General features: G+C 53.3%; 21 protein-coding genes and 1 pseudogene. 7 read left to right on the forward strand and 15 right to left on the reverse strand.

Translation table 11 applies throughout. The features are described 5' to 3' along the window. The 3 genes from ssuD to ACFFSY_RS18315 all read right to left on the reverse strand — a co-directional run bounded on the left by ssuD (position 1) and on the right by ACFFSY_RS18315 (position 3,052). Positions 1 to 1,146: an FMNH2-dependent alkanesulfonate monooxygenase gene (ssuD, locus tag ACFFSY_RS18305; RefSeq protein WP_377496658.1), complete on the reverse strand. Its 1,146-nt coding sequence runs from the start codon at positions 1,144 to 1,146 to the stop codon at positions 1 to 3. 74 nt (positions 1,147 to 1,220) lie between these two features. Continuing rightward, positions 1,221 to 2,240 (reverse strand): sulfonate ABC transporter substrate-binding protein, encoded by a 1,020-nt coding sequence (locus tag ACFFSY_RS18310; RefSeq protein ID WP_377496660.1) that lies wholly within the window; start codon positions 2,238 to 2,240, stop codon positions 1,221 to 1,223. A 437-nt stretch (positions 2,241 to 2,677) separates the two neighbouring features. After that, positions 2,678 to 3,052 (reverse strand): ArsR/SmtB family transcription factor, encoded by a 375-nt coding sequence (locus tag ACFFSY_RS18315; protein WP_377496662.1) that lies wholly within the window; start codon positions 3,050 to 3,052, stop codon positions 2,678 to 2,680. A 145-nt stretch (positions 3,053 to 3,197) separates the two neighbouring features. Here ACFFSY_RS18315 and ACFFSY_RS18320 point away from each other — a divergent pair, with 145 nt between their 5' ends. Further along, on the forward strand, positions 3,198 to 4,598 hold the full coding sequence (locus tag ACFFSY_RS18320; protein ID WP_377496664.1) for an MFS transporter: 1,401 nt from the start codon (positions 3,198 to 3,200) through the stop codon (positions 4,596 to 4,598). 73 nt (positions 4,599 to 4,671) lie between these two features. Here the strand turns inward: ACFFSY_RS18320 and ACFFSY_RS18325 are convergent, their stop codons facing one another. Next, positions 4,672 to 5,703, reverse strand: a complete 1,032-nt coding sequence (locus ACFFSY_RS18325) for a FecCD family ABC transporter permease (protein WP_377496666.1) — start codon at positions 5,701 to 5,703, stop codon at positions 4,672 to 4,674. Beyond that, the gene (locus ACFFSY_RS18330) at positions 5,700 to 6,749 is read right to left on the reverse strand and encodes a FecCD family ABC transporter permease (RefSeq protein WP_377496855.1); all 1,050 of its coding nucleotides are present in this window, start codon (positions 6,747 to 6,749) and stop codon (positions 5,700 to 5,702) included. Before ACFFSY_RS18330 ends, ACFFSY_RS18325 begins: the two co-directional genes overlap by 4 nt. Before the next feature lie 177 nt (positions 6,750 to 6,926). Between ACFFSY_RS18330 and ACFFSY_RS18335 the strand changes: the two genes are divergently transcribed. After that, positions 6,927 to 7,898: an ABC transporter substrate-binding protein gene (locus ACFFSY_RS18335; RefSeq protein ID WP_377496668.1), complete on the forward strand. Its 972-nt coding sequence runs from the start codon at positions 6,927 to 6,929 to the stop codon at positions 7,896 to 7,898. Positions 7,899 to 8,080: 182 nt separating this feature from the next. Here ACFFSY_RS18335 and ACFFSY_RS18340 read toward each other — a convergent pair whose 3' ends face one another. Beyond that, positions 8,081 to 9,550 carry an arylsulfatase gene (locus ACFFSY_RS18340; protein WP_377496670.1) on the reverse strand — a complete coding sequence of 490 codons (1,470 nt, stop codon included), beginning with the start codon at positions 9,548 to 9,550 and terminating at the stop codon, positions 8,081 to 8,083. A gap of 350 nt (positions 9,551 to 9,900) precedes the next feature. Between ACFFSY_RS18340 and ACFFSY_RS18345 the strand changes: the two genes are divergently transcribed. Further along, a complete protein-coding gene (locus tag ACFFSY_RS18345) occupies positions 9,901 to 11,403 on the forward strand; it encodes an alpha/beta hydrolase family protein (protein ID WP_377496672.1) in 1,503 nt (500 codons plus the stop codon). 158 nt (positions 11,404 to 11,561) lie between these two features. On the opposite strand, the gene ACFFSY_RS18350 is transcribed toward ACFFSY_RS18345, so the two are convergent. Together ACFFSY_RS18350 and ACFFSY_RS18355 are read right to left on the reverse strand one after the other, a co-directional pair. Then, positions 11,562 to 12,125, reverse strand: coding sequence for a GNAT family N-acetyltransferase (locus tag ACFFSY_RS18350; protein WP_377496674.1), 564 nt, complete (start codon positions 12,123 to 12,125; stop codon positions 11,562 to 11,564). 31 nt (positions 12,126 to 12,156) lie between these two features. Then, positions 12,157 to 12,690: a DinB family protein gene (locus ACFFSY_RS18355; RefSeq protein WP_377496676.1), complete on the reverse strand. Its 534-nt coding sequence runs from the start codon at positions 12,688 to 12,690 to the stop codon at positions 12,157 to 12,159. A gap of 253 nt (positions 12,691 to 12,943) precedes the next feature. Between ACFFSY_RS18355 and ACFFSY_RS18360 the strand changes: the two genes are divergently transcribed. Beyond that, positions 12,944 to 13,807, forward strand: a complete 864-nt coding sequence (locus tag ACFFSY_RS18360) for a LysR family transcriptional regulator (RefSeq protein WP_377496678.1) — start codon at positions 12,944 to 12,946, stop codon at positions 13,805 to 13,807. A 119-nt stretch (positions 13,808 to 13,926) separates the two neighbouring features. Here the strand turns inward: ACFFSY_RS18360 and ACFFSY_RS18365 are convergent, their stop codons facing one another. The 4 genes and pseudogenes from ACFFSY_RS18365 to ACFFSY_RS18380 form a co-directional block, all read right to left on the reverse strand. After that, entirely contained in the window at positions 13,927 to 15,516 is a 1,590-nt protein-coding gene (locus ACFFSY_RS18365) for a hypothetical protein (protein WP_377496680.1), read from the reverse strand. A 2-nt stretch (positions 15,517 to 15,518) separates the two neighbouring features. Further along, a complete protein-coding gene (locus tag ACFFSY_RS18370; protein ID WP_377496682.1) occupies positions 15,519 to 16,034 on the reverse strand; it encodes a sigma-70 family RNA polymerase sigma factor in 516 nt (171 codons plus the stop codon). A gap of 161 nt (positions 16,035 to 16,195) precedes the next feature. Beyond that, positions 16,196 to 17,749 (reverse strand): stalk domain-containing protein, encoded by a 1,554-nt coding sequence (locus ACFFSY_RS18375; protein ID WP_377496684.1) that lies wholly within the window; start codon positions 17,747 to 17,749, stop codon positions 16,196 to 16,198. 30 nt (positions 17,750 to 17,779) lie between these two features. Further along, a pseudogene (locus ACFFSY_RS18380) lies at positions 17,780 to 18,439 on the reverse strand (HAD hydrolase-like protein). 229 nt (positions 18,440 to 18,668) lie between these two features. Here ACFFSY_RS18380 and modA point away from each other — a divergent pair. The 3 genes from modA to ACFFSY_RS18395 all read left to right on the forward strand — a co-directional run bounded on the left by modA (position 18,669) and on the right by ACFFSY_RS18395 (position 21,215). Next, positions 18,669 to 19,439, forward strand: a complete 771-nt coding sequence (modA, locus tag ACFFSY_RS18385; RefSeq protein ID WP_377496686.1) for a molybdate ABC transporter substrate-binding protein — start codon at positions 18,669 to 18,671, stop codon at positions 19,437 to 19,439. A gap of 24 nt (positions 19,440 to 19,463) precedes the next feature. Next, positions 19,464 to 20,129 (forward strand): molybdate ABC transporter permease subunit, encoded by a 666-nt coding sequence (gene modB, locus ACFFSY_RS18390; protein WP_377496688.1) that lies wholly within the window; start codon positions 19,464 to 19,466, stop codon positions 20,127 to 20,129. 135 nt (positions 20,130 to 20,264) lie between these two features. Beyond that, a complete protein-coding gene (locus tag ACFFSY_RS18395; RefSeq protein ID WP_377496690.1) occupies positions 20,265 to 21,215 on the forward strand; it encodes a helix-turn-helix transcriptional regulator in 951 nt (316 codons plus the stop codon). Between the two features lie 18 nt (positions 21,216 to 21,233). On the opposite strand, the gene nudK is transcribed toward ACFFSY_RS18395, so the two are convergent. The 3 genes from nudK to ACFFSY_RS18410 form a co-directional block, all read right to left on the reverse strand. After that, entirely contained in the window at positions 21,234 to 22,220 is a 987-nt protein-coding gene (gene nudK, locus ACFFSY_RS18400; protein ID WP_377496692.1) for a GDP-mannose pyrophosphatase NudK, read from the reverse strand. Then, the gene (locus ACFFSY_RS18405) at positions 22,192 to 23,412 is read right to left on the reverse strand and encodes a MerR family transcriptional regulator (protein WP_377496694.1); all 1,221 of its coding nucleotides are present in this window, start codon (positions 23,410 to 23,412) and stop codon (positions 22,192 to 22,194) included. The genes nudK and ACFFSY_RS18405 overlap by 29 nt, the downstream gene beginning before the upstream one ends. A gap of 221 nt (positions 23,413 to 23,633) precedes the next feature. Further along, complete coding sequence (locus ACFFSY_RS18410) at positions 23,634 to 24,500, reverse strand: pentapeptide repeat-containing protein (protein ID WP_377496857.1); 867 nt, start codon at positions 24,498 to 24,500, stop codon at positions 23,634 to 23,636. Positions 24,501 to 24,513 lie beyond the last annotated feature (13 nt).

The following is a 24,513-nucleotide window of genomic DNA, read 5'->3' on the forward strand; positions in this document are numbered from 1 at the left end:
CTATTGCGCGGATACAGTCCGCTCGGCCGGTTTAATCTCGTTGGCGATCAGCTCGCCGAACGGGCTTGTCGACGTCGGCCCATGCGCCTGCTTGCGTTCGATCGGCAGCAGCGGGAAGAGCAGATCCGCGACCCGATAAGCTTCCTCCAGATGCGGATAGCCGGAGAAAATGAACGTTTCGATGCCCAAGTCCGCATACTCTTGCATCCGTGCCGCGACCGTCTCCGGATCGCCGACGAGCGCGGTTCCCGCCCCGCCGCGAACGAGACCGACGCCAGCCCATAGATTAGGCGAAATTTCCAAAGCGGAACGGTCGCCGCCATGCAGCTGCGACATCCGCCGCTGCCCTTCCGAATCGAAACGGGCAAATACTTTCTGCGCGGAGGCAATCGTCTCGTCATCGACATATTGAATGAGCTCGTCTGCAGCCTTCCACGCTTCCTCTGCCGTTGGGCGGACAATGACGTGCAGGCGGATTCCGAAACGGACGGTACGACCTTGCTTGGCCGCAAGCTCGCGGACCGCCGCGATTTTCTTCGCTACCTCCGCAGGCGGCTCTCCCCATGTCAGATACACGTCGATATGGTCAGCTGCGACCTGAAGCGCAGCCTGTGACGAGCCGCCGAAATAAAGTGGAGGATACGGCGCCTGCACAGGTGGGTACAACACCTTGCCGCCTTCAATCCGGATATGCTCGCCGGCGAAATCGACGGTCTCGCCCGCCAATTCGCGCCGCCATACGTCCAGGAATTCGTCCGTCACATCGTAACGGGCATCATGGTCCAGGAATAGCCCGTCGCCAGCCAGTTCAACCGGATCGCCGCCGGTCACGACATTGACCAGCAGCCGTCCATGGGACAAGCGGTCGAACGTTGCCGCCATTCGCGCCGCAAGCGTTGGCGACATCAAGCCCGGACGAACGGCAACCAGAAATTTCAGCTTCTTCGTGACCGGAATCAGACTGGAAGCGACGACCCATGCATCCTCGCACGAGCTGCCCGTCGGAATGAGCACGCCGCTGAAACCGAGACGATCGGCAGCCTGCGCGATTTGCTGCGTATAGGAATCATCGACCGCGCGAGCGCCATGGCTCGTGCCCAAATACCGTCCGTCGCCGTGAGTGGGAATAAACCAGAAAACTTCCATGTTATCAACCTCTTTCTTCTATTTAATAAGGATGAGCGTAAAATAAGTGCATTCGCCATGCTGCTATAATGATTTCACTTCAAGACAGATTCCTTAACTTCGATTTCCTTCGGAATCAGCTTTAGATCGAAGAATACGTCAGCGATCTTCTGCTGGGCTTCGAGCACCGCATCGTCGATCGGCTGAAGGCCGTAGTCGCGGCGGCTGGAAGCAAGCTCAAGCGATGGCACATCGATGCCCAGCTGTTCGGACAGCAGCTTCGCAACCTCTGGCTGATTGTCCTTGGACCAGGCATCGATTTTGTCCAGCTCCTCGAGCAGAGCGTCGATAACGGGTTGGTTCTTCTCCGCGAACGGTCTTGCCGCAAGATAGAATTCATGGTTGGAGACGAGTCCTTCCCCATCGACGAGCAGCTTCGCCTGCGTTGCCGTCTGAGCGGCGGCGAGGAATGGATCCCAGATGACCCATGCGTCCACGTTCCCGTTCTCGAACGCGACGCGCGCATCGCCCGGCGGCAGGAACACCGTCTCGATGTCTTCATACTTCAGGCCGGCTTGCTCAAGCGCCTGGACGAGCAAGTAATGGACGTTCGAGCCTTTATTCAGCGCGACCTTCTTCCCTTTCAAATCCGCGACAGAGACGATCTTGGAGTCCTTGGGCACCAGAATGCCTTCGCTCTTCGGGCTGGCCGGCTCATGTCCCAGATAGACGAGCGGCGCTCCGGCTGCTTGGGCGAAGATCGGCGGCGCTTCGCCGGTGTGGCCGATGTCGATGCTGCCCAGATTCAAGGCTTCCAGCAGCTGCGGTCCGCCCGGGAACTCCGTCCAGCTTACGCTGTATCCCTCCGCTTTCAAGCGCTCGTCGAGCGTTCCTTTCGCCTTCACAATGTTCATCGTCCCGTATTTCTGATAGCCGATATGAACTTCTTTTGTTTTGCCGCCGCCGGGTGCTGGTTCATTTTTGCTTGACGATGCCTCATTGCCGCTTCCGCTTGCGGCGGTGTTATTGTTCGAACCGCATCCCGTAAGCGCCGCCGTCAAAAGCAGCATGATCGCGATCAGGGCCATAAAGCCGCGCGTAGACTTGTTTCTCATTAGACTCCACTCCATCTCGTGATTAGTGAAAATAAAAAGAGACCTCCCGCCAATTCCTAAAATACTGGAAAAGGAGGAAGGTCTCCGGTGATCCGGTAGTCCTGCCTGAAGAAGGCCTATTCGTTTCACGACGAAGCGCGCATGTGTGCCGTATCCGCCGTTCGTTTGCTTAAGCAAATGGGATGATGCCAGGTGATCGTTCATTCGATGACCAAGCCGACCTTCTTGATGGAAGGAGTCATGCTCGAATCGTTAGTGTTTAGTATATTCACATAATTCCTATGAGTCAACTGTGAATTTAAGTTTTTTCGAGTCGACAATTGTTCGAACGCGCCGGCGTGTTCGTACCGTCACGACAAAAAGACGCCCGCGGCGGCTCGCATTCTGCGACCGCAGGACGTCTTCTTACTACTGGAAGTTACGTTATGTCAATAATTCTACGCCTTCCCCTGCTGCTTGAGCTCGGCACATCCTTCCGGCAGCGGATAAGCCGCAGCTTCGCCCGTCGAAGCTTCGTAGGCTTGCAGCACGGTATGAAGCAGTCCCGGAAAACGCGCTTCCAGGTCTTCATGCCGGATGCTCTGCATCCGAAGCGTCCCTTGAATCCGCGTTCGGGTAATGCCTGCCTCGCGAAGCGTTCGCATATGATGGGATAACGTAGATTTGACAATGGGCAATTCAAGACTTCCGCAAGACCCTTCCCCCATCTTCACTAATGTAGCCACCAGGCGGATCCGGATAGGATCGCTTAGCGCGTATAGCACCGAGGTGAGTTGAAGGTCCGATCGATCGGGATGATGTAATGCTTTCAAGTAGAGCAGCCCCTTCCGCCGATAAGGTGTAATCGCTGTGCGTGAATAATTTGGAAAAGTAATAATTGCATCGTATCATATTCCATGCTATATTTCTAATGTTCGATTATAATCGAACATTAGAACAAAGGGGAAGAGGGATATTATGCCAACTACAGAGATCACCCATCACGCAAGCGGGGAGAAGGCGCAGATTCATGAAGGCGTCTTAACACTCTTGCTCGGGTTTACTATCGTGCTCGTCATTATGAATACAATGATGTTTAACCTCGCCTTGCCCGATGTCGCGCATGATTTCGGGCTTTCATCCTCCTCGGTATCATGGATCGTGACCGGCTATTCCATCCTGTTCGCCATTTCGTCCATTACGTACAGCCGGCTGTCCGATTTTGTTCCCATCCGAAGATTGTTTGTCGTCGGCCTTGTTTCGTTCGGCGGCGCCGCCATCCTAGGCTTATTTAGCAATAGCTTTATTCCGCTCTTATTCGCGCGTCTCATACAAGCATCTGGCGCAGGCGCGATTCCCGCGCTATCCATGGTCCTTATCGCCAGATATGTGCCCGTGGACAGACGGGGCAAAGCGATGGCCGCCATCATGTCGGCCGCCTCGCTTGGGCTAGGCTTAGGTCCCGTCATCGGAGGGATCATCGTCGAATATTTGGGCTGGCATTATCTATTCGCCGTAACTTCCCTTACCTTGCTGCTCATCCCTTTCTATATTCGGCTGATGCCGAGAGAATTACCAACCAAAGGAAGCTTCGATCTGCTTGGCGCGTTGTTCGCGGGGATTGGTACGACGGGACTGCTGCTCTTCCTGACCAGTCAAGTCTGGTATTGGCTGGTTGCCGGCTTGGCCGCCGTCTTCTTGTTCGTCGTGCGTATCCGCACGGCCCGGGATCCATTCGTCCAACCCGCCCTGTTCCGCAATGCGCGTTATTTGACCGTTAGCGCTGTCGGGATCGGCGCATATCTATGCAGCTTTGCCACCTTGTTCATTCTTCCGCAAATTCTGGTCCATCAATTCGGCCTTACCGCCAGCCAGTCCGGCTTCATTATCTTCCCGGGATCATTGCTGGCCATGATTCTCTCGCGCTTAGTCGGCCGAATCATCGATCGTTACGGCAACCGCGGCATTATCCAATACATTCCGCTGCTCATGCTCGCTTCAGCCTTGTTATTCGCGCTCTTCGCCGCGCAATCGTCTTGGGCGATTCTATTCATCTATATGATCATGAGCGTCGGTTTCACCTTCCTATCCAGCAGCGTCTCGAACGAGCTGTCGCGATTGCTGCCCGCCGCCCAAGTAGGCTCGGGACTCGGATTGTTCCAATTGCTGCAATTTTTCAGCGGCGCATTCGGCATTGCGGCCACGGCTACAGCGCTCGAATGGCAGCATGCCCGTACGCTTGCCGCCGCTTACAGCAGCATCTTCTGGGGCATGGTACTGATCGTTCTGCTCGCCATGGTCTGCTCCTACTTCTATACCCGTCGTGACAAGTCTAGCAGGCAGAATGTGAATTCGTCTGTATCTTCCACGCATTTATAGCTGCTGCACAAGGAGAAGGCCTCCAACGTCATTACGGATGACGTTGGAGGCCTTCTCTCTCCTTCACAGTAACTTACCGCGATCTAGCGAGCAAATATAGGAAATAAGGAGCGCCAATCACGGCGACGACGATTCCGGTCGGTATCTCCGATGGCTGGATCAACCAACGCGCCAAAGTATCGCCTACAATTAGCAGCAGGGCTCCGGCCATTGCTGACAGAGGAAGCAGCAGCTGATGCTTCGGACCGACCAATCTTCGAGCTAGATGAGGGCCGATCAGGCCCACGAAACCGATCCCGCCTCCAACCGCCACGCAAGCGCCTGTAAGTCCGACAGCCGAGGCGACCAGCAGCAACCGTTCTCGCTCCACCTTGGCGCCAACGCCGGCAGCCAGCTGATCGCCAAGATTGAGGATATTGAGCACGCGCGATTTGTAGAACGCGAACGGCAGGAGCACGAGAATCCAAGGCAGAAGCGCTCCAACATAATCCCAGTTGGTTCCCCAGATCGTACCGGAGAGCCAGGTGGAGACGAATTGGAATTGTCTTGGCTCCAGACGAAGCGTAAGCACCGTCATAGCCGCTCCAATACCCGCCCCGACCGCGATCCCCGTCAGGATCAAGCGCGACGGCGTAATGCCCTCCCTCTTTTTGTAGGCGAGAACATACACGAGTGCAGCCGTTCCGCCTGCTCCGATCACGGCGAGGACAGGCAGGAAGAATAGAGAGGCGCCGAAGTGAGGCGCCAGATAAATGACATACAGGATGACCATCACGCCCGCCCCTGCATTAATTCCGAGTATTCCAGGGTCGGCAAGCGCATTGCGGGTAACCCCTTGCATGATGCACCCCGATACGGCAAGCCCCATGCCGACGAGGACGGAAATCACAATTCGCGGGAGGCGGAACTCGAATAGAACCATCCCTTGTCTATCCGTTCCCCCGCCAAACAGCGTGCGTACAACATCGAGCGGCGATAAGCGGGCAAATCCGGTGTTCATGCTGATGATGAAAGTCAGGACGATCAGGACGATGAAAACAGCCGAAATGGTGGCATAACGGACCGCCCAGCCGGAGCGATTGACATGCTGCTGCAGACGATTCATTCCAATTCCCGCCTCCCTTTCCGCGCCAAGAAGAGGAAGAACGGGATTCCAATCAGGGCAATCAAAGCATTAAGCGGCGTTTCGTAAGGAGGGTTCACCATTCTTGCCCCTAGATCAGCCAATACGACGAGCAGTCCACCCATCACTGCTGAGCAAGGGATGATCCAACGATAATCGACGCCAACCAAATACCGTACCACGTGAGGGATAAGAAGTCCGACGAAACCAACCGATCCGATCGCCGATACCGCTGTTCCGGCCAAGATGAGGACGACGATGGTGGCGAGCAATTTAATTCGCGCCGTTCGCTGCCCTAATCCTCTGGCCACCTCTTCCCCGAGACTAAGCATCGTAATCGGCCGCGACAGCACCATTGCGCCAATCAGAGCGGCCGCGACCCAGGGGAACATCCATTGCAGCTGGAACCACTTCGTCCCCGCTAGTCCGCCGGCGTAGTAGAACGCCATATCCTGCGCAACTTGATAATAGTTCGCAATGCCTTCGCTAAGCGCCACGAGCAGCGCGCTCACGGCCGCCCCAGACAGCGCCAAGCGGATCGGCGTCATCCCATTTCGCGCGAAGGCGCCTATGCCGAATACAAGCCCGGACCCGAGTCCCGCCCCCAGGAAAGAAAACAGGATCAAGTAAATATAAGGAAGATCCGGAAAAAAGGCAAAGCAAAGCGCGATTGCGAAAACCGAGCCCGCATTTAGACCAAGAAGACCGGAATCCGCCAATGGATTACGAGTCATCCCTTGCATGAGCGCACCCGCAACGGCGAAACAAGCACCGACGATTGCACCCGCAACAGCGCGAGGCAGACGAAGTTCCCAAATGATTTGATGCGTAGTCAAATTCGGCTTATAGAAGAATACCGCCGCCCATACCGTCGACAGCTCTATATTCGCCGCCCCGACGGAAATCGATAGTCCCAAACCGAAAATAAGCGCAACAATACCGCCGACTAATACGATGCTGGCGGTTATTGGCCTGGAACGGCTCCTAAGCACAGACGTTGCCGACGTTGCTGTTTGTGACAACTTCATCACGATCCTTTCACGCTGACAAGCTTGTAGAATGTAAACTATGGAAATTTTAATTGATAATAATTATCATTGTCAACAAAGTTATTTCTCCAATTGATATTGATTATCATTTTCAAGTGTTGTAAGATCACTTCAGGATTTGAGTCGTCATGATAACCATATAGGGGGATTTTTACGATGTACAAGAAACAACGTCTGGCAGGTATTACGCTTAGCTTTATCATCTCAGCTAGTCTCCTGGCTGGCTGCGGCAATGAATCAAACTCAACCGCATCCACGGCAACCGCCACAACGGCGAATGCTGCTGCCAAACCTTTCGAACGCGTGATCCAGCATGCGGCCGGCGAGACGACGCTGACCAAAGAACCAAGCCGAATCGCCCTTCTCGACTATAGCTATGCGGATTACGTGGCAGCGCTTGACGTAAAGCCGACGGCAACGGTTACTTTCGTCGAGAATGAAATGCCGCCTTATTTGGCTGACCGCCTAACGGATGTCCAATCCATTGGCGCAATTAACGCCATCAATCTGGAAGCGCTCATGGAGACGCAGCCTGATCTCATCATCGGCGTCTCCCCTTCTCAGGAGAAGACCTATGATCAAATGTCGCAAATTGCGGATACGATTCTGCTGGATCAGGCAGCGTTCGACTGGCGGAAATCCCTTACCGAATTCGGCACTATTCTCGGTAAAGAAGAGAAGGCGCAGCAAGTCATAGCCGATTATGACAAGAAAGCGGAAGAAGCACGCGAAGAAGTCGCGCAAGCCGTCGGCGATCAGACGGTCATGTTCCTGCGCGTAACCGCCAAAGAATATCGCGTTTATGGCAATATAAGCCCTTCTGGCTCCGTCCTCTACGGTGACCTCGGATTGAAGGCCGTGCCGGGCGTAGATATGAATCAAAAGCAAGCCGCGATCTCCATGGAGATGCTGCCGGAGCTTAATCCCGATCATATTTTCCTGCTAGCAGGCGACGACAAGAAGATCAAGGAATTGCAAGAGAGCGCCCTCTGGAAAAACTTGAACGCCGTTAAAAACAATCATATTTATCCGGTCGACCAACGGCTATGGATTCAAGGGGAAGGCCCCCTCGCAAGTGAAACGATGCTGGAAGAAGCCGTCCAGGCGCTCACAAACAAATCCGAATAATCGGCGGACGACCGTTGGATTAGCACTCCGATAAGGTCCATACACAGCAACAGGCCATTGCGGACGGGGATTCCCGCCGAGAATGGCCTGTTTGACGCCTTATTCGATGATGCCTTATTCCATGCTGTTCGACCAATGCCTCGACGGCAGTAGCTGCTGGTCCTTAAGATGATACGACTGATTCAAGGCAATATATGGCGAAGGCACGTTACCGGACGCCTTCCAATGACGAGCTTGCCGTCTTGCACATAACCTTCCTCTCGTCCGTCCAGCTCGCGCACGAGGCGGTCGCGCCACATCTGCCTACTTGTTGCGTACGCTTCCTCTCCTGCCCTATTAGTTAGCTCGCTCGGATCACGCTCCAGATCAAACAGCTGCTCTTCCCCCGTCTGCGTAAACCAAATATACTTCTGACGGCCATCGGTCAAGTACTGGTGCGACTGTTCGCCATAAGCATGCTCGCCATGGATATAGGGCCGCCAGCTGCCATCTTGAACTCGCGCCGGCGCGCGCAGCAAGCTCTCGCCGTCCACAACCGGAGGAATGGCCGCGCCGGCGCAATCGAGCAGCGTCGGCATGATGTCTCGCAGTTCAGCGACTGCGTCGACGACCCTCCCTTGACCGACTCCGAATTTGGCGCCAGGATCGGCTACGATTAACGGGACCCGCGCGCTTCCTTCGTATGGGAGCGCTTTGCGGAAGAGATGATGGTCGCCGAGCAGCTCTCCATGATCGGACGTGAAGACGACGATCGTCTTATCCAGCACCCCGAATTCCTCCATCGCGTTCATCAGCCGCCCCAACTGATCGTCGATATGGGAGATGAGCGCGTAGTAGGCGGCCATCGCACGCCGTAAGCGTCTTCGCGGCACGACGCCCGACCGGGTCACGGGATCGAGACCGTTGCGTGCCGGATCGTCCTGCGCCGCCCACTCGCCGACGACCGGATCAGGGAACTCCGCCCCGTCATACCGGTCCCAATACGCTTGAGGCGGATCGAACGGCGGATGCGGCCGAACGAACGAGCTCCAGAGGAAGAAAGGCTTGCGCGGGTCGCGTCGGCGCAAAAAGTCGATCGATTGTGTCACGACCCAGTTCGTCGGGTGAAGCGCCTCCGGCAGATGCCAGGGCCGGGCGACGGTCGAGGCATTGCAGTCGAGGCCAAGATCGAGTAGATCCACACCGGCGCCCGCACGCTCGCGAAGCCACGGCAAATAATCGTCGCAGCTATCGTGCGACTCCGTTACCGTGTTCGCATGCTTGAATCGGTTATGGTGCAAGTAGCCGTCGTGCAGCACGACGTTATGAAAGCCGCACAGACTGCGCGCCGGATCGACGTGCATCTTGCCCACGCACTGCGTATGATAGCCGGCTTTCGCCAATTCGCCCGGCAGCGTATGCTCGTAATTCCATGGCACCTTCTCCTCGTAACCGACGCGTCCATGCGAACGCGGACTCATGCCGGTAAATATAGCCGCCCGTGCCGGTACGCATGTCGGCGTTGACGAATACGCGTTACGGAACAGTATCCCCCTACGAGCCAGCTGATCCAAATTCGGCGTCTCGACGATCGGATGTCCCAGGATGCTCAGACAATCGCCTCTCATTTGATCCACGGTAATCAGCAGCAAATTCGGCCGCGAGTCGGTCATTGTAATCCCTCTCCTCCTTACCTGTTGCAAGCTTCAGCCAGCTCGAGCTAGCACCATTATCCGAATCGCCCGTCCTGTCGTCCATCGCCAAATGGTGCATTTTCTATACCTTTGGGCATCCAATCATCAAGTAACATTGGACAATATGTAGTCGTGGCCGATACAGGCAGCATTGAAATGTTCGAAACCGATGTGCCGGGAAGGACGGGATCGCGCTCTTTTCCTTTACCGCAAGATTGGATGACAAAAATGTAAGGTTAGATGTAAGGCAAATCGATAGCTTAGGCTAGCCTGAAAGAACAATACTGGAATAAGCAAGAAATAGAAATTTTTCTAAAAGGAGAATCGTGATGAGGCTATTTGAACTGTTGCTTTTGTTGTCAAACATCGGCTTATTTGCATTAACAGTCTTATTGAAAAAAGGACGGCGTAGAATTCCAGTGTACGTTGCAAGCGGGATCGCCACGCTTCTACTGGTCATTCATTGGATGGTGGAAGGATACCGAGTTCAGTTATTACTCCCTTATTGCATAACGATCCTTTTTTTAGCCATCTCAGGCTATAGCTATTTTAATAAGAGCGGCTCTCTTAAAATCCCACGATTCCTGTTAGGTTCAGCTTATACTGCTCTAGCGATCATGCTGATCGTAACGGCGGGTCTCCTGTATGCTTTCCCTGTATTTAAACTACCTGAACCGACAGGCGAATTTCAGGTAGGCACGCAAACTTTTCATTTCGTGGATCCGAGAAGGGAAGAGATATTCGACGAAGCCAGCGATGGCAAGCGAGAATTGATGGTTCAGGTGTGGTATCCGGCTCAAGCGGGCGCCGGCAAGTACGCCCCCTTGATTCCCGATCCCCCGATTCTACGTTATATGGCTGCGGACTATGGCCTCCCCGCGTTTACACTTCAACACCTGAAGTACGTATCCAGTCATGCCTATTCGGGGGCTGAAATCTCTTCGGCGCAGACTTCATACCCGCTTATCCTTGCGAATCCCGGCAATGGCTCTTCCAGATTCCTCCACACGTCGCAAGCCGAAAATCTCGCGAGTCACGGCTACATCGTGGCCGTAATCGACCACACCTACAATACATTTGCAACCGCGTTTCCCGACGGGCGGATCACGACCAGCACAACCAACGACTTATTCTCGCCAAACGACGATTACCAGACAAGTCGAGCAAATCGCGACAAGTTGGGGAAAGTGCTAACGGACGATGTGGCGTTTGCGCTGGACCAATTCGAGCTCATCCAATCGGGGCAAATGCCAAGTGATCTCAAAGGGAGGATCGATCTCGATCATGTCGGGGTATTCGGTCATTCCATCGGCGGAGCGACGGCCTATGACGCTTCTTACGATCCGCGAATTACGGTTGGGATAGACCTTGATGGAGGGCTTTATCGATTGCGTGACAGAGAGGATCTGCAGAAGCCGTTTTTGTTCATCAACTCGGCAAGCTATTTCGAACAATTAAAAAGGGTGATGGATAACCGGGTCTACACGGATGCGGAGCTTAACCGCATGGACTCTACAAGAGAGTGGGAGGATCAAGTAACGGAAGACAAAAAGTTGGAGCTTGAACGGATGCGTGAATCGGTCGACGATGGGGGACAGGTCCTCTATATCGAAAATACGGAGCATTTGAATTTTACCGACGTCCAGTTCATTTCTCCGATGTTCAACCGGCTGGGCCTTACAGGAAAGATTGCGCCCGAAAGAGCGAGCTCCGTTATCAATGCCTATATGCTGGATTTCTTTGACCTGCATTTGAAAAATAAAGGCGGAACCTTAATGAAGGGACCGGATAGCCGCTTTCCGGAGGTGAAGTTCGTCGCCTCGCAATTCTAAATGACAATAGACGCACATCATGAAGTCTGAGTAGAACCCTTCAGGGATGATCGCAGGTGACGGTGCAAATAAAAGCGAGAAAGGAGCGCAACTGTAACTTGTGCTCCTTTCTGGCTATTATCCCGTCGCTGCCAATTTCCAATCGAACAGGTTGCAGATCACCGCACGCCATCACGCTTTAGCGAACGCTCCGTGCGACTCATTTCTAGCCATTCTTCTTCTAACATGCTCATTTCCCATACGCTGCAGAATTCGTCGTCCATCTTACGTTTATCTCGGATAAGTCCTTCTTTGACAAAGCCAGCCTTCTCGTAACAAGCAAGAGCCGCATGATTAAAATCCAACACGCCTAAACTGACTTTATGTAATCCTAAATCTTCGAAGGCAATAGCGAGAACCTGTCGGATCATCAATTGCCCGATGCCTTGTCCTCTCCTGCCTCTATCGCCAATCAAAACCTTGCCGATCCGTGCGGATTGATTCATCCGATCGATATGCAAATTGATATGCCCGATGACCTCGTTATTCTCTTCTTGCACGACTCTATAAATTAATGCATGAGCATCATCTGTGTTCGCATCTTCGATGTATTGCTCCAATTGCTGCTCAGTCAATGGATGGCGAAACGACTGACCTCCCCATTGAAATAGAAAACGGGGTGAATCCATCCACGCTATGAGCTGCGTGAAGTCGGCACGTTCGAAAGGTTCCAATCTGATCACGGCAAGTCGCTCCTCTCTCCCACATTTAAGCTTAATGATATTGACCCGTTAGATGCTCGTTCGTATCGATTAACTGTTTGGCTAGCAGGACAATTTGCCCTGCATGGTACCCATAGTGCGCGGCAACCTGAACAAGCAGCCGGCCAATGAATCGGGTATCGCAGGGTTCATGAGCAGAGGAATCGATCCGGTGCATTCGCTTCCAATCCTCCCGATCGTAACGGATGACAACTTCCCGCGATAGATCATCGGAAGACAAGGCCGATAAGACGCGTTCAGACTCGGATCGTGTTCTGCGCAGCAGGCTGATCAGCTCATCCTTGGATAGTCCCCCATCCGTCGTAAATTCGCGGGAGCGCTCTCGGACGAACGGTTCGTTGCCGATGGCGCTCGCGATATTCTGATATTCATTCCCCGCCAAGTGCAAGCAGATATTACCAATGCTATTCATGGAATCTTTCGAACGCTTCCAAACGAGTTCATCGTTCAGCAGATTCAGACTGCGTTCGATTCGATCCAGCTGCTTATTCATGTCTTCCATGACGTCCTTCGCCAGTCCCACCATACGCATCCCTCCAAAAAAGATTGTAGCTCATTTTTACGATAATCGCAGCTCGGTCACAAGTAGTCCGTTGGCAATTTATTGCCTTTGCGTTACGCTTAATTCACCTGCATCCGGCACGACTTTAGCGGGATTGCCTGCTTCATCGCCATGAATCACTCTGATGTCTTTCATGATAGTGAAGTTCTAATTCGAGGTAAAATGAAAATTCACCATGCCCTGCATGAAAAAAAGTTCATGGAAGCGAGGGGCGAACATGACCCTTTTTCAATTCGAAATATTTCTAGCCGTCGTGCAGACGGGCAGTTTCACCCGGGCAGGGGAGCTATTGAACGCAAGCCAATCAGGCGTTAGCCACAGCATTGGCGATTTGGAGAAAGAACTGGGCGTTACTCTTTTTGCGCGTAATCGTAATGGCGCGAAGCTGACGGATGCGGGCGAACAAATCTTGGCGCATGTTCGCGAGATCCTTCATCATACGGAACAGATCAAGCAAGCTGCCGCCGCGTCAAGAGGCGTGAATGGCGGGACGATACGGATCGGCGCTTTCCCCAGTTTCTCGGCGAACGTGCTTCCGGGTATTCTCCAAGCATTTCGCGGTCATTATCCGGGTGTGGAGCTGCTTCTCTTTGAAGGAAGCTATGCGGAGGTGGAAGCCTGGATCAAGGCCGGCGTCGTTGACCTTGGGTTTCTGGCTGATCCAAGCGATGACGTAGACAGCGTGCAGTTGCTTCGCGATCCTTATGTCGCGGTCCTCCCCGCCCTTCATCCGTTGCGGGAGCTCGACATCATCTCCATCGAGCAGCTTGCCCACGAACCCTTTCTCTCGCTGAAGTCTGGATGCGAACGTCTTGTCATGCATGCTTTTCAAGAGAGAGGCGTCAGCCTGAATAAGCAGTTCGAGGTGGCCGAGAATTCGACCATTCTCTCCATGGTCGAGGCCGGTATCGGCGTGTCCGTCGTTCCTTCCATGATTGTGCCGGCCGTGCCAGCCAATATCGCGGTCAGACCGCTGAACCCGCCTCTCCATCGCATAATCGGACTAGCTGTCCGCTCGCAGCACGAGGTCTCGCCGGCCGTAGCCGCCTTTATTCAAGAGGCGAGAAAGCATCTGGCGTAGCGACGGGTTCACCGCAGATATATTCCGCAATTCCCCTTCGTTAAATGACAAGAGGAGCAGCCGAAGTGTTGATGGCAGACTGCTCCTTCGCAAATCCGAAAAAAATTGGATTTGTATGCTTAATGAGAACTAAGCTTAATCGGAATCGATATATCCACATCAACGGGATCGTCGAACCGGACGATGTCCAGCTTGTAGCTGCTTTGCTCAGGCGCCGGCACCCTAATCTCGTATGCGCTCTCGTCATCCGACGGCGCTTCCGTCAGATTCGGCCTAAAGAATCCGAGATGACCGAAGCTTACGTTTGTAAGGGGGACATAAAACTTGTATTCCGGCCGATCCGGCTTCCGGTCCGCCTCGGAGCGCTGGAAATCCTTCCAGTAGTCCGAAGCCATAAGCAAGGTTCCGCCGCTTATCCCCGGTTCGATGCCGGGCTCGTCGACATAAAAAGGCAGCTGCTTGCGGTCTCTCTCAAGCTTCAGCACTAGGCAGCCCTCCTCATAACGTGCACCAAGAATCTTCAGCGGCTCTCCTCGGTAGTCGATCGTTTGCGGGAATGGTCCTTTCATCGAAACCTCGATGGAGCCCGCTATCGGTCCGCTCACCCACACTTTTTGAACATGCAGCGTCAATTCCTTGAAATCGTCAAAATAAACCGATGGGACGAAGATGAGGTCGTCTTTTCCATCCCAGCCCTCGTTAATCTCGTTAACGGGATAACGGTTCCCGTTCTCATCCGTTAAATAAGGGAGTTCCTCCTCGTACGATCTCGTCTGAGATTGAAAGGCTACGCGCCCCGCCGATTCGATATCGAGGCCGGATGTCAGAAAATACGGCCGTCCCGCCTGCTGCTTCACAGCTGTATCCACTACCGCGGTCATGCGCATCGGATCGATCGTAAAGGATTGGAGCGTCGAAGCCGCGATATCGGAATCCGCTCGCTCCAATCCCAAACCGGCATGTACGGCAGCAGCCTTTTCCTTCAGCACGTCCCTTGCTTTGAACGGAACCGCAAGCTCCAGAATCGACTTCACCGTCGGTTCGGTCCTGCCGTATTCGCCCTGTCCGATCTCAAAGGTAAGCCGCGACGGATTGCTTGCAAGGAAAGCGTCCACTTCGTCTTGCCCCAGATTCAACTGTTCTTGAATGACGCGATACACCTTGCCCGTCTCTTCATCCCTTTCTGTCCGTTCGCTTCCCCTTCCGGCTTTCAAACCAAAATCCTTGCTGCGAATTTGAATGAGCGGCTTACCGGGTTCGTTCAGTTTGCCAGCATCCTCCCATGCCTGAATTTCATCGCTCGTGACCGAAGCCGTATAGATCAGCGAACCCTCGAACAAGTATAGATTGTCGAGCGTTATCGCAAAATCGCCTTGCGTCGCCGTCACTGGCTTCATGGGCTCATATCCGCGCTGCTGCGCGTGGTTTAAACCGGCGAAAGCGCCCCACTGCTTCAACTGCCCGGCTACGATGCGAAATCCAGGGATCCTCTCGGCGAACGTCGCGACCGGCGGCAACGCCATCAGCAGCACGCTGACCCCGATAATCGATGCGATGCAGGCAGCCGTAGCAGTACGCAACCTTCTCCTGCGCATTCGCGCTCGCGCGGCTTGCTTGATGGTATCCGAAATCCGATCGTCCAGCTCGACTGGCACCGGGATTTGCTTGAGGCTAAGATGCAGCTCGTTTGATTCCGTATGGTCGTTCACCCTTATCCCTCCCTCGGCTCAAAGGCTACCTTTAATTTCTTGATCGTGCCGTACAGTTTCGTCTTGACCGTCCCTGAAGGAAGATTCGTCATCGTGGCGATCTCCTCGAACGTAAACCCGGCGTAATACTTGAGATGAATCAGCATTCGTTCAAGTGGCAGCAGTCTGCCGAGCTGCTGCTCCAAATCGAGATGATCCTCTAGCGGCGAAGAAGCAGCCTGCAGACCGGCGCCCGGCTCCTCCATGACCTGCTCTCGCCGACGATTTCGCAGCAGGAGATGGCATTCATTGATCACGATGCGGATAAACCATGTCTTGAAATATTCCGTCCGCTTCAGCTTACGAATGCCGGTTAATGCTTTCTCCACGGCGCTGCATACCGCATCCATGCTCGACGGTTCGTCCCGCAAGTACGACCAGGCGATACGGTAGGCGTCATCCTTTAGGGCAGCGATCGCCTCGGCGAAGCTGTCCAGATCCCCGCGCCTGGCTTTGTCGATCAATCCGTCGGTTATCATCGCGCTGCTCCTCCTTTTCCCAGATTAGATACATGAGCGGGCGAAAAAGTTTGAACACCCGAAATTTAATAGCAAAGAAAAAAGACAGTCTGCCTCATTCGACACCCTGCAGAAGCAAGGATATCAAGTGCAGAGCTGTCTTTAGTTATTTTCTGCCCGCGCTAAAAGTTCACGTTCACGCTCATGGGCTCCCGTGAGCTGACGCCACCAAGGGTACCCGCCTTCCGGCTGGCTGAGCCGTCGTTCTTCACCACATAAACCTCGTTGCCGAACGTATAAGAGACATACTCGCCTACCGTCTTCACGTTCAAGATGCGCACCCATCCATAATTAAAATCCAGCGCGGCCTTTGCCAGCTGCCGATTCGCCCCCGTCACCGGGTCCACTTGAATGAGCCATTGGGTCGAACCCCCAAGCTGCTGATCCTCCTCGGTGACAAAGATGCGACCGTTGTCTCCCGCGAAAATACCAGCGCCCGGGTTCGTCAGCTTGAGCACCCCTCTCTGGCTATAGCCGTCTAGCGTCATCTTCCGCAGTGATTGCGTTTTATTATCGATGAAATAGATGGAGTTCTGAACCAGTATGGCTTCCGCGACATCAGCTTCCCGGGATAGCTTCGTCTTCTTGGTGCCGTCCGTCGACATCCGATAGAGCGAATGGCGGTTATTCTCATAATGGGTGTAGTAAATCCAATTGTCCGCGCCGAACTTCAGAAAAGCGTCGTTGCCGGAGATCTTCGTCTTCTTGCCGTCCTGGAGTTTGTAAATCGCGTAGCCTTTGTCGTCGTAATCCGTAAACCAGATGACGCCACCCCGGATATAAACCGCGTCCTTCGTCAGACGGCCTTTCCCGAGAACTTTCTGGCTCGCGCTATCGTCGTTTGCGATCCGAACGATGCTGCCTTTCGTGTTGTAATACTGGTCGCCATCCTGTGCCAGGATGAATTCCATTTGCGAATCCGAGTTGAACTGGAGCTTCTTCGCAATCTCGCCATCGGCCGATACTTTATACAAGCGTTCATAATTGACCGAGAAATTGTCTTCCGAAATGTAGAAATATTCGCCATCCTCGTCGACTGCATGTACCAGCCCCGGACCGACCGAATCGCTAAAGGATTGCTGAGCGCTAGTTCCGTCCCCATACACATAGATAAGGTCCTCTCCGCCGCTGAAGACGACGCGCGGCTTCAGTACGTTCGAAAGTTCGGCCAGCTCGTTCTCGGCAATCGTGGTCGCCTCTTGGCTGATGACGATGATCCCGTTCTTGTAATACAGCTGCTGGTGCAGCAAATCTTCCACCACGTGCCGAAGCGGTAGGAACGTAATGCCCTGCCTCGTCTGACTCGGCACATTCATCGTTATCGTCCGGTCATTGATGCGAAGCGTGCGTTCGCCGACCCGCATCGTGGCGGTCTCGGTGCCCGCCTGCAGCTTGATTTCTTGAGTCTGTGGCGTCCACGTCAGCTTCGCGCCCAGCTTCTCGGATATGAACCGCAGCGGGACGAGCGTCGTCCCTTGGTCCACGAAAGGCGCGGCGGCTTGGCCGCTATCGCCAATGCGGCCCAGTTTCCCGTTCACGTAAACTTTCGAACTGCCTACGCTAAGGATGATGGCCTCATGTAATACGGGGGTAATGGCTTCGGCTGCCACGGCGGGATACGCGGCGCCAAAACTGCTTGTCATCAGCGCTGCCGTCAAAAGTAGTTTCTTTAGCATGGATGATCCTCCTCATTGGGGGGTACTCGATCACGATCGATGTACGATTTCCTGAAGCTCAACCAAGTCATCGATGACGAGATCGGCTTGAGCCAGCTCCGCCGGTTGCGCGAAATCAAAATTACATCCGATCGCAACTAGCCCGTTATCTTTGGCAGCATGGATATCCGAAAGGCGGTCCCCGACGACTGCCCCTTCCGTAATACCGTACTTCTCCACAATCGACTTGACCAGATCGGATTTATGCAACGATTCAATCTGCTGGATACTAAACGTCTCCGTCACCCAACGATCCAACCGATAGTGACTTACAATGGTATTCAAATATTCGGTCAACCCGTTGCTTGCTATGTATATGGAGCAATCATTCTCGATTAAATAGCGGAAAACGTCCTCCACGTGAGGGTACAAAGCTCCTTTTCCATCTCGTATGTTGTCAATTAATCGTTCCAAGAAATATTGATCCGCTCGTTCTCGAATTTCAGCCGAATGGTCGGGCAACAGCGTCTCCCATACTTTCGGCAGCGGTACGCCCATAATTTTGCGATACTGATCGATTGGCGTAGGCGCCTCTTCCTCCCATTGCTTTTGCGCTCTCAAATGATTGAACAAATCTTCAAGGGATAGCTATAAAATTTTATCGGTTTGAAAAAGCGTCCCGTCCATATCAAAGATGAATGACTGAATCATTGGTTGTCCCCCTACGATCTCCAGAAATAAATAAAAGCTTACTTTATCTTACTCAGATCAACCATTCCTGTAAATGTGTGGGGGTTAACTAACTGAAGGTTAATCTACAATTTATAATAGATATAACATAACTAAACATCACTAATTATATCAAAACACTACTAAACCATATTTGGATATGTTACTATAGTTGACATATTGTACATTCATGTATCTGGGGGCGTTGAAGATGAAGAACGGGATCCTTCCTCTAGCTGCCGTGCTCGCTGTCACAACTTTATCGGTGCCGACACAACCGGCTCACGCAGCCAAGAAGACGGAGCTGATTATTTCTGCTGCAGCCAGTCTGAAAGACAGTCTCGAGGAGCTCGAGAAACTTTATGAGAAGAAACATACGGACATTGATCTAACGTTCAACTATGGTTCTTCCGGCACGCTTCAGAAACAGATCGAGCAAGGAGCTCCCGCCGATGTGTTTTTCTCCGCGGGCCAAAAGCAAATGGATGCGCTTGTGAAGCAAGATTTGATCAAGGATAGCAAGAACATTTTGAATAACGATCTGGTCATGGTCATTCCCTCCGATTCCAAGCGCGCCTTCACAACGGTCAAAGAATTAACCGCCAAGGATATCAAGAAAGTCGCGGTAGGCCAACCGGAATCCGTGCCGGCCGGTCAATACGCGAAAGAAACGTTGACCGCGCGCAACGTGTGGGATACGCTTAAGGATAAACTCGTCTATGCGAAGGATGTGCGCCAGGTTCTGACTTATGTCGAAACCGGCAACGTCGATGCGGGATTCGTCTACAAGACGGATGCGCTCACGTCCGATAAAGTGAAGATCGCCATCAACATTCTTCCTAGCGTTCATGCGCCGATCGTCTACCCTGCCGGCGTATTGAAGGAATCGGAACACGCAGCCGAGGCAACCGAATTCTATCAATACCTTCAATCCCAAGAAGCCGACACGGTCTTCAAAAAGTACGGTTTCGCCCTGCGTTAATCTCCATGAGTCAGGAATGATCGCTTGGACTGGACAACATTTTTCGAACCGATCTGGCTTTCCGTGCAGATCTCCATCGCGGCCAGCATTATCGTCTTTATTTGTTCGTTAGCGGTAGCCTATAAGATGTCGCGAACGCGCTTTGTCGGCAAAAGCATCGTGGAGACGATCCTGCTCTTGCCGCTCGTCTTGCCGCCTACCGTCGTCGGCTTTATCCTGCTCGTCTTGCTCGGCCGGCGCAGCTGGATTGGCCAAACCTACGAGGCTATTTTCAACGGGCCTATACTGTTCACTTGGGGTGCTGCGGCGATTGCGGCAGTGGTAGTCGCCTTCCCGCTTGCCTATCGCTCCATGAAAGCCGGCTTCGACAGCATCGATATCGACCTCGAGGATTCCGCCCGGGCTATCGGAGCCAACGATTGGCAGGTATTCCGGTTCATCTCGATCCCATTGGCCAGCCGCTCGCTTACCTCTGCCTATATTCTTAGCTTTTGCCGGGGATTAGGCGAGTTCGGCGCGACGCTTATGATTGCAGGCAACATTCCAGGCAGAACACAGACGATCCCCACGGCTATCTATGTAGCCGCGGATGGCGGAAGCATGCAGATGGCCTGGGCTTGGTCCGGCGTCATGCTGTTGTTATCGTTCGTCATGCTGCTGCTCTCCAACCGAATGACAAGAGATTCCTAATCGAACAGCCCTTTCTCGTCCGCATGCTGCCGGACGGCGAAAGGGCTTTTTGACTGCCTATAAGCGTTTACATTTGGAAGTGTGCTACAATGGAGTGACCTGAATCGATCGTTACCAGCAGCAAGGAGGACTCGGATGACAAGCGAAATATCCTACACGACCGAAGAAATCGCCAAACTTTTGAAAATATCGAAGCTGACCGTCTATGATCTGATCAAAAAAGGAGAGCTGCCCTCCTACCGGGTCGGCAAACAAATGCGCGTGGACGCCTCCGATCTCGAAGCCTACAAACAGCGGGCAAAGGGTCATCATAGAACCGATCTGAGTGCCGCAACCGCTCATGCTGCCCCCGCGAACCGACAAGCGGCGGGTATTAGCGCGTCTACGATTGTGATCACCGGACAAGATATCAGTCTGGATATTCTGTCCAAACATATCGAGCGACATATCCCCGGTTACCGCCCGCTGCGCGCGTATGTCGGCAGCATGGATAGTCTGGTCTCGATGTACCGCGGGGAATCCGATATCGTGAGCACGCATCTTCTGGATGGGGACACCGGAGAGTATAACCTCCCCTATATCCGCAAGTTATTCGTGGGCTCTTCTTATATGGTCGTGAATCTGTTAGCCCGCCATGCAGGCTTCTATGTGCAACAAGGCAATCCGCTCCGTATTCAATCGTGGGAGGACGTAAGTCGGCCTGGAGTTCGCCTTGTCAATCGGGAACGAGGTTCCGGCGCTCGCGTTCTGCTGGACGAGCAGCTCCGATTGCGCGGAATCGCACCGCATCAGCTCGATGGATATGCTAACGAACAAACTAACCATCTCGGCGTTGCCTCTCAAGTGGCTATGGGTGAAGCGGACGTTGGCGTGGGGATCGAGAAGGCCGCCTCCATCGTCGGCCAGGTCGACTTCATTCCGCTCATCCAGGAGCGCTATGATCTCGTTGTGATGAAGAATAACGAGACGCTGGCTTGGCTTCCGGCATTTTTGAATATATTACGCTCCGAAGCGTTCAAGAAAGAGCTTCAGGCCATCTCGGGATATGACCTGTCGCGTACCGGAGAAATTTTATTCGAGACATAGGGCAGGCGGATTTCAAAGCTACGGCAGCCGAACGCATTGAGGGAGATCTTCCAATCGCTCAAAGGTCAGCTTCCCTTTCTCCTTCGCAATGCGCACCATCTCATCTGCGCCTGCGGATGGGCCGCCAACTCGTAATACAGCATCGCAATGCGCGAGCAGTCTTTCGGAGGACGGATGAAATATACGGGTAAACGTCTCGTCTCCGATTGACGTTGAACCTGCCGTAGCGATTAAGGGGAGCGCATACCATTCTCCCAGAACCGGCATATGTCCGGTTTCATAGACCTGCAGTGCAATTTCATTCATGAATCGAACGTTCTGATCGATTCTCTCATGGTCGTCGCCGGTACCCGACCGATAAGGCCCTGCTACAAGAATATGCAGCGGTTTATCGGCGGTTCTGCGGCGAGACGCTCCCTCAAGAAGTCCGTGAAGCGCTGCATATTGGAGCAGCATCACGGTCTTGCCGTCCCGAATCTCCCCGGTCCGGATCATCTCAAGCGCTTCAAGGAAGGGAAGCTCCAACACTTCGATATTTTCCTGCTCTTCTTCGAGTCCCCCTCCCTTGCTTGCGGCCATTGTATCGTCGTACTCGCCGACATAGAAATGAATGAGCTCCGTGACGGAACCTGGGGACATATAGGCTTCGCCGATTTTTTGAACCTCCCGGAGCTTGTACCCCGTCTCTTCCTCCGTCTCGCGAATAATGCTGGCATCCGGCGACTCTTGATCGAGCAAGCCTGCGCAGGTTTCGATCAGCATGCCAGTGGCGTTGTGATTTTTATAGGTAGGCATCCGAAATTGGCGGGTCAACACAACCGTTTGCTTCTCCCGGTTATACAGAAGGATGGTCGCGCCATTGCCGCGGTCGTACACTTCGCGCGACTGCGCCTCCCATTCCCCATTCTCCTTCTGATACTCGAAGGTGACCTTCTTCAGCACATACCAATTGTCCGATAACAGCTCCTCGGTAATGTTACGGAGCCTTGGTTGATTCTTCTCCATTCGAATTCTTCCTCCCTATATACATGCCGTTCTCTTTGGTCACCCATATTGGGCCTTGACGTTCCAGAATGTTCTCGATGTAGACGCGAAATCGTTCCCGTTCCTTACTTTGCAAGATCGACCGTGCATTCATAGGCGTGGAAGTCATGTAATCGATCAACGGCTCTGCCTCGGTGATGAGTAAACGATCCTCATACAAGCAAGATCTCAACTCCTGGAAGTAAGGCAAGAGCAGCTCAGGCGCATTGTCTAGATTGAATCGCTCGATGACCCGGTCCAGCACTTCCATGTCGGGATCGAATGAGGCACCCAGCTGCTCCACCTCCTGCAGATGTCGCAGGCTCATCGTCGTGGTATACAATTCACCGCCATGCTTCAGCACACGGTAGAGTTCATGGATGGCCCGTGGAATGTCCGGCACATGATACAGCATGTTATTCGCGATCACCTTATCGAACATCTCATCATGGAAAGGAATATCCTGAACATCCATCTGGATGAATTTGAACTGAGGTTGGCCTTTGAGCCGGTTCCGCGCTTCCTCCAGCATGCCCATGGATTGATCGGTCAACGTAATGCGCCAGCTCGGCGGAATACGGTCGATATTGCGCAGCCACAAGGAACCGTCGCCACAGCCGACCTCCAGCAGATGTATTCCCTGCTCTTCGCCCAATTGATCCAATACCCAGTTGTGCCATCCCTGCGGATTCGTACTAAATCGATCATAGAGATGGATGCGGGTTTGCAGCCGAGCGGCGCTTCGATACTGCTCTCCCCACCCTTGCTCGATCTGTACGGCTTGAATAATCCGTGCGAGCTGTGACCAAGTCCCGCCGCCCACACCGTCGTCTACATCCAATGCTGTCCGGATCGCCTTGGCAACGTTCTCGGTATGAACCATTTTTTGACGCAAAATGTCCAATTGAGACAGAAGCGAATCGCGAATGGTCCGCTCCGTCTCTGCTTCAGCAGCCAGTAGACCTCTGATCTCGTCGAGCGAAAGACCGACATACTTTAAGGTTTGAATTTGCTGCAGCCGCCTTAGATCGTTCGTGTCATACCGCCTTGCTATTCCTGCTTGGTCCTTCGCCGGAATTAACAATCCGATCTGGTCGTAATATCTCAAGGTACGAAGCGTAAGGCCCGTCAATTTCGCAAGTTCTCCTGTCGTGAAATAGGTCGTTGCTTGCATCGTCCCCTCCTTCCAGCTTGAAAAGCTTCTTCGGGTTCCTAGTATAAAGGGTTACGTAACGTAACCTGCAAGCGGTTATTTTGAGATGGGTTGTACGTAATGGACTCCTGCAATCGTGCTTACCGTAGACAATACCACAAACAGCGCTTGGCTATCATCGTTGTATATAACAAAAAAAGCCGCAGCTAGGCGGCTTTTAAGCAATTATAATCTTGTTACCATTATACGACGGTCACATTCGACAAATTGGCTTCCATGCCTTTGAGCAGCGCGAAGGTTAGTTTATCCATCGTCGCGCCGTCGAAGTCGATGGTCTTGATCGCACGGTAATACTTCTTCGAGAAGATCGACATCGACTGGAAGGATACGTTCTTGAGCGTAGCGCCCTTGAATGACACGCCTTGCAATCCCGATTTGTCAAACTTGACGCCGATGAACGTCTGTCCGTCGAAATTCTGCCCGCTTAGGTCGGAATAGGTGAAGTCCACGCCATCGAATATGCAACCTTCAAAGCTGACTTTTCTAAGATCGGTCGTCGTGAATGTCGCGTCGGTTAGTCGTGCACCCGTGAATTGGGCTCCCTCAAGGCCTGCCGCGCTGAAGTTAGTGCGTACCAGTATCGCCTTCTTGAAGCTTGCCTTCGTCAGGTCCAGAGCCGATAGGCTGCAGTCCGTCAGATTCGCGCCGTCGAAGATCGCTTCGCGCACATCGCTGCCCTTGAACGAACTGCCGGTCAGATCGGCGCCGGAGAAGTCGGAGCCGCGCAGCGCGCTGCCGTTGAACTGTCCTTTGTGGGCTGTCACGCCCGCGAAGTCGCTCTGTGCCAGGTTGCTCCCGCTAAAGTTGGTCACGACTTGCCGTTCCAGCGACCGGGAGAGGTTGGCGACCTCCAGAATCGTTTGCTCGATATCGCCGATGCTTTCGACCGTCAGCTGGAACGCCGTCTCATCGTCCTTGCCCTCGGCACGGAGTTCAAGATACCGCTCCTGTAGATCGGAGAGCAGGTCGGCCTTTAATTCGGTGACGCTCTTCACCCCGTCGTATGGCGTGAACATACGGTTCAGATAGTCCGACAATCTTTGATTCATCATCGCAAACCTC

Source organism: Paenibacillus aurantiacus (assembly GCF_042431225.1).
Lineage (GTDB): Bacteria > Bacillota > Bacilli > Paenibacillales > Paenibacillaceae > Paenibacillus_Z > Paenibacillus_Z aurantiacus.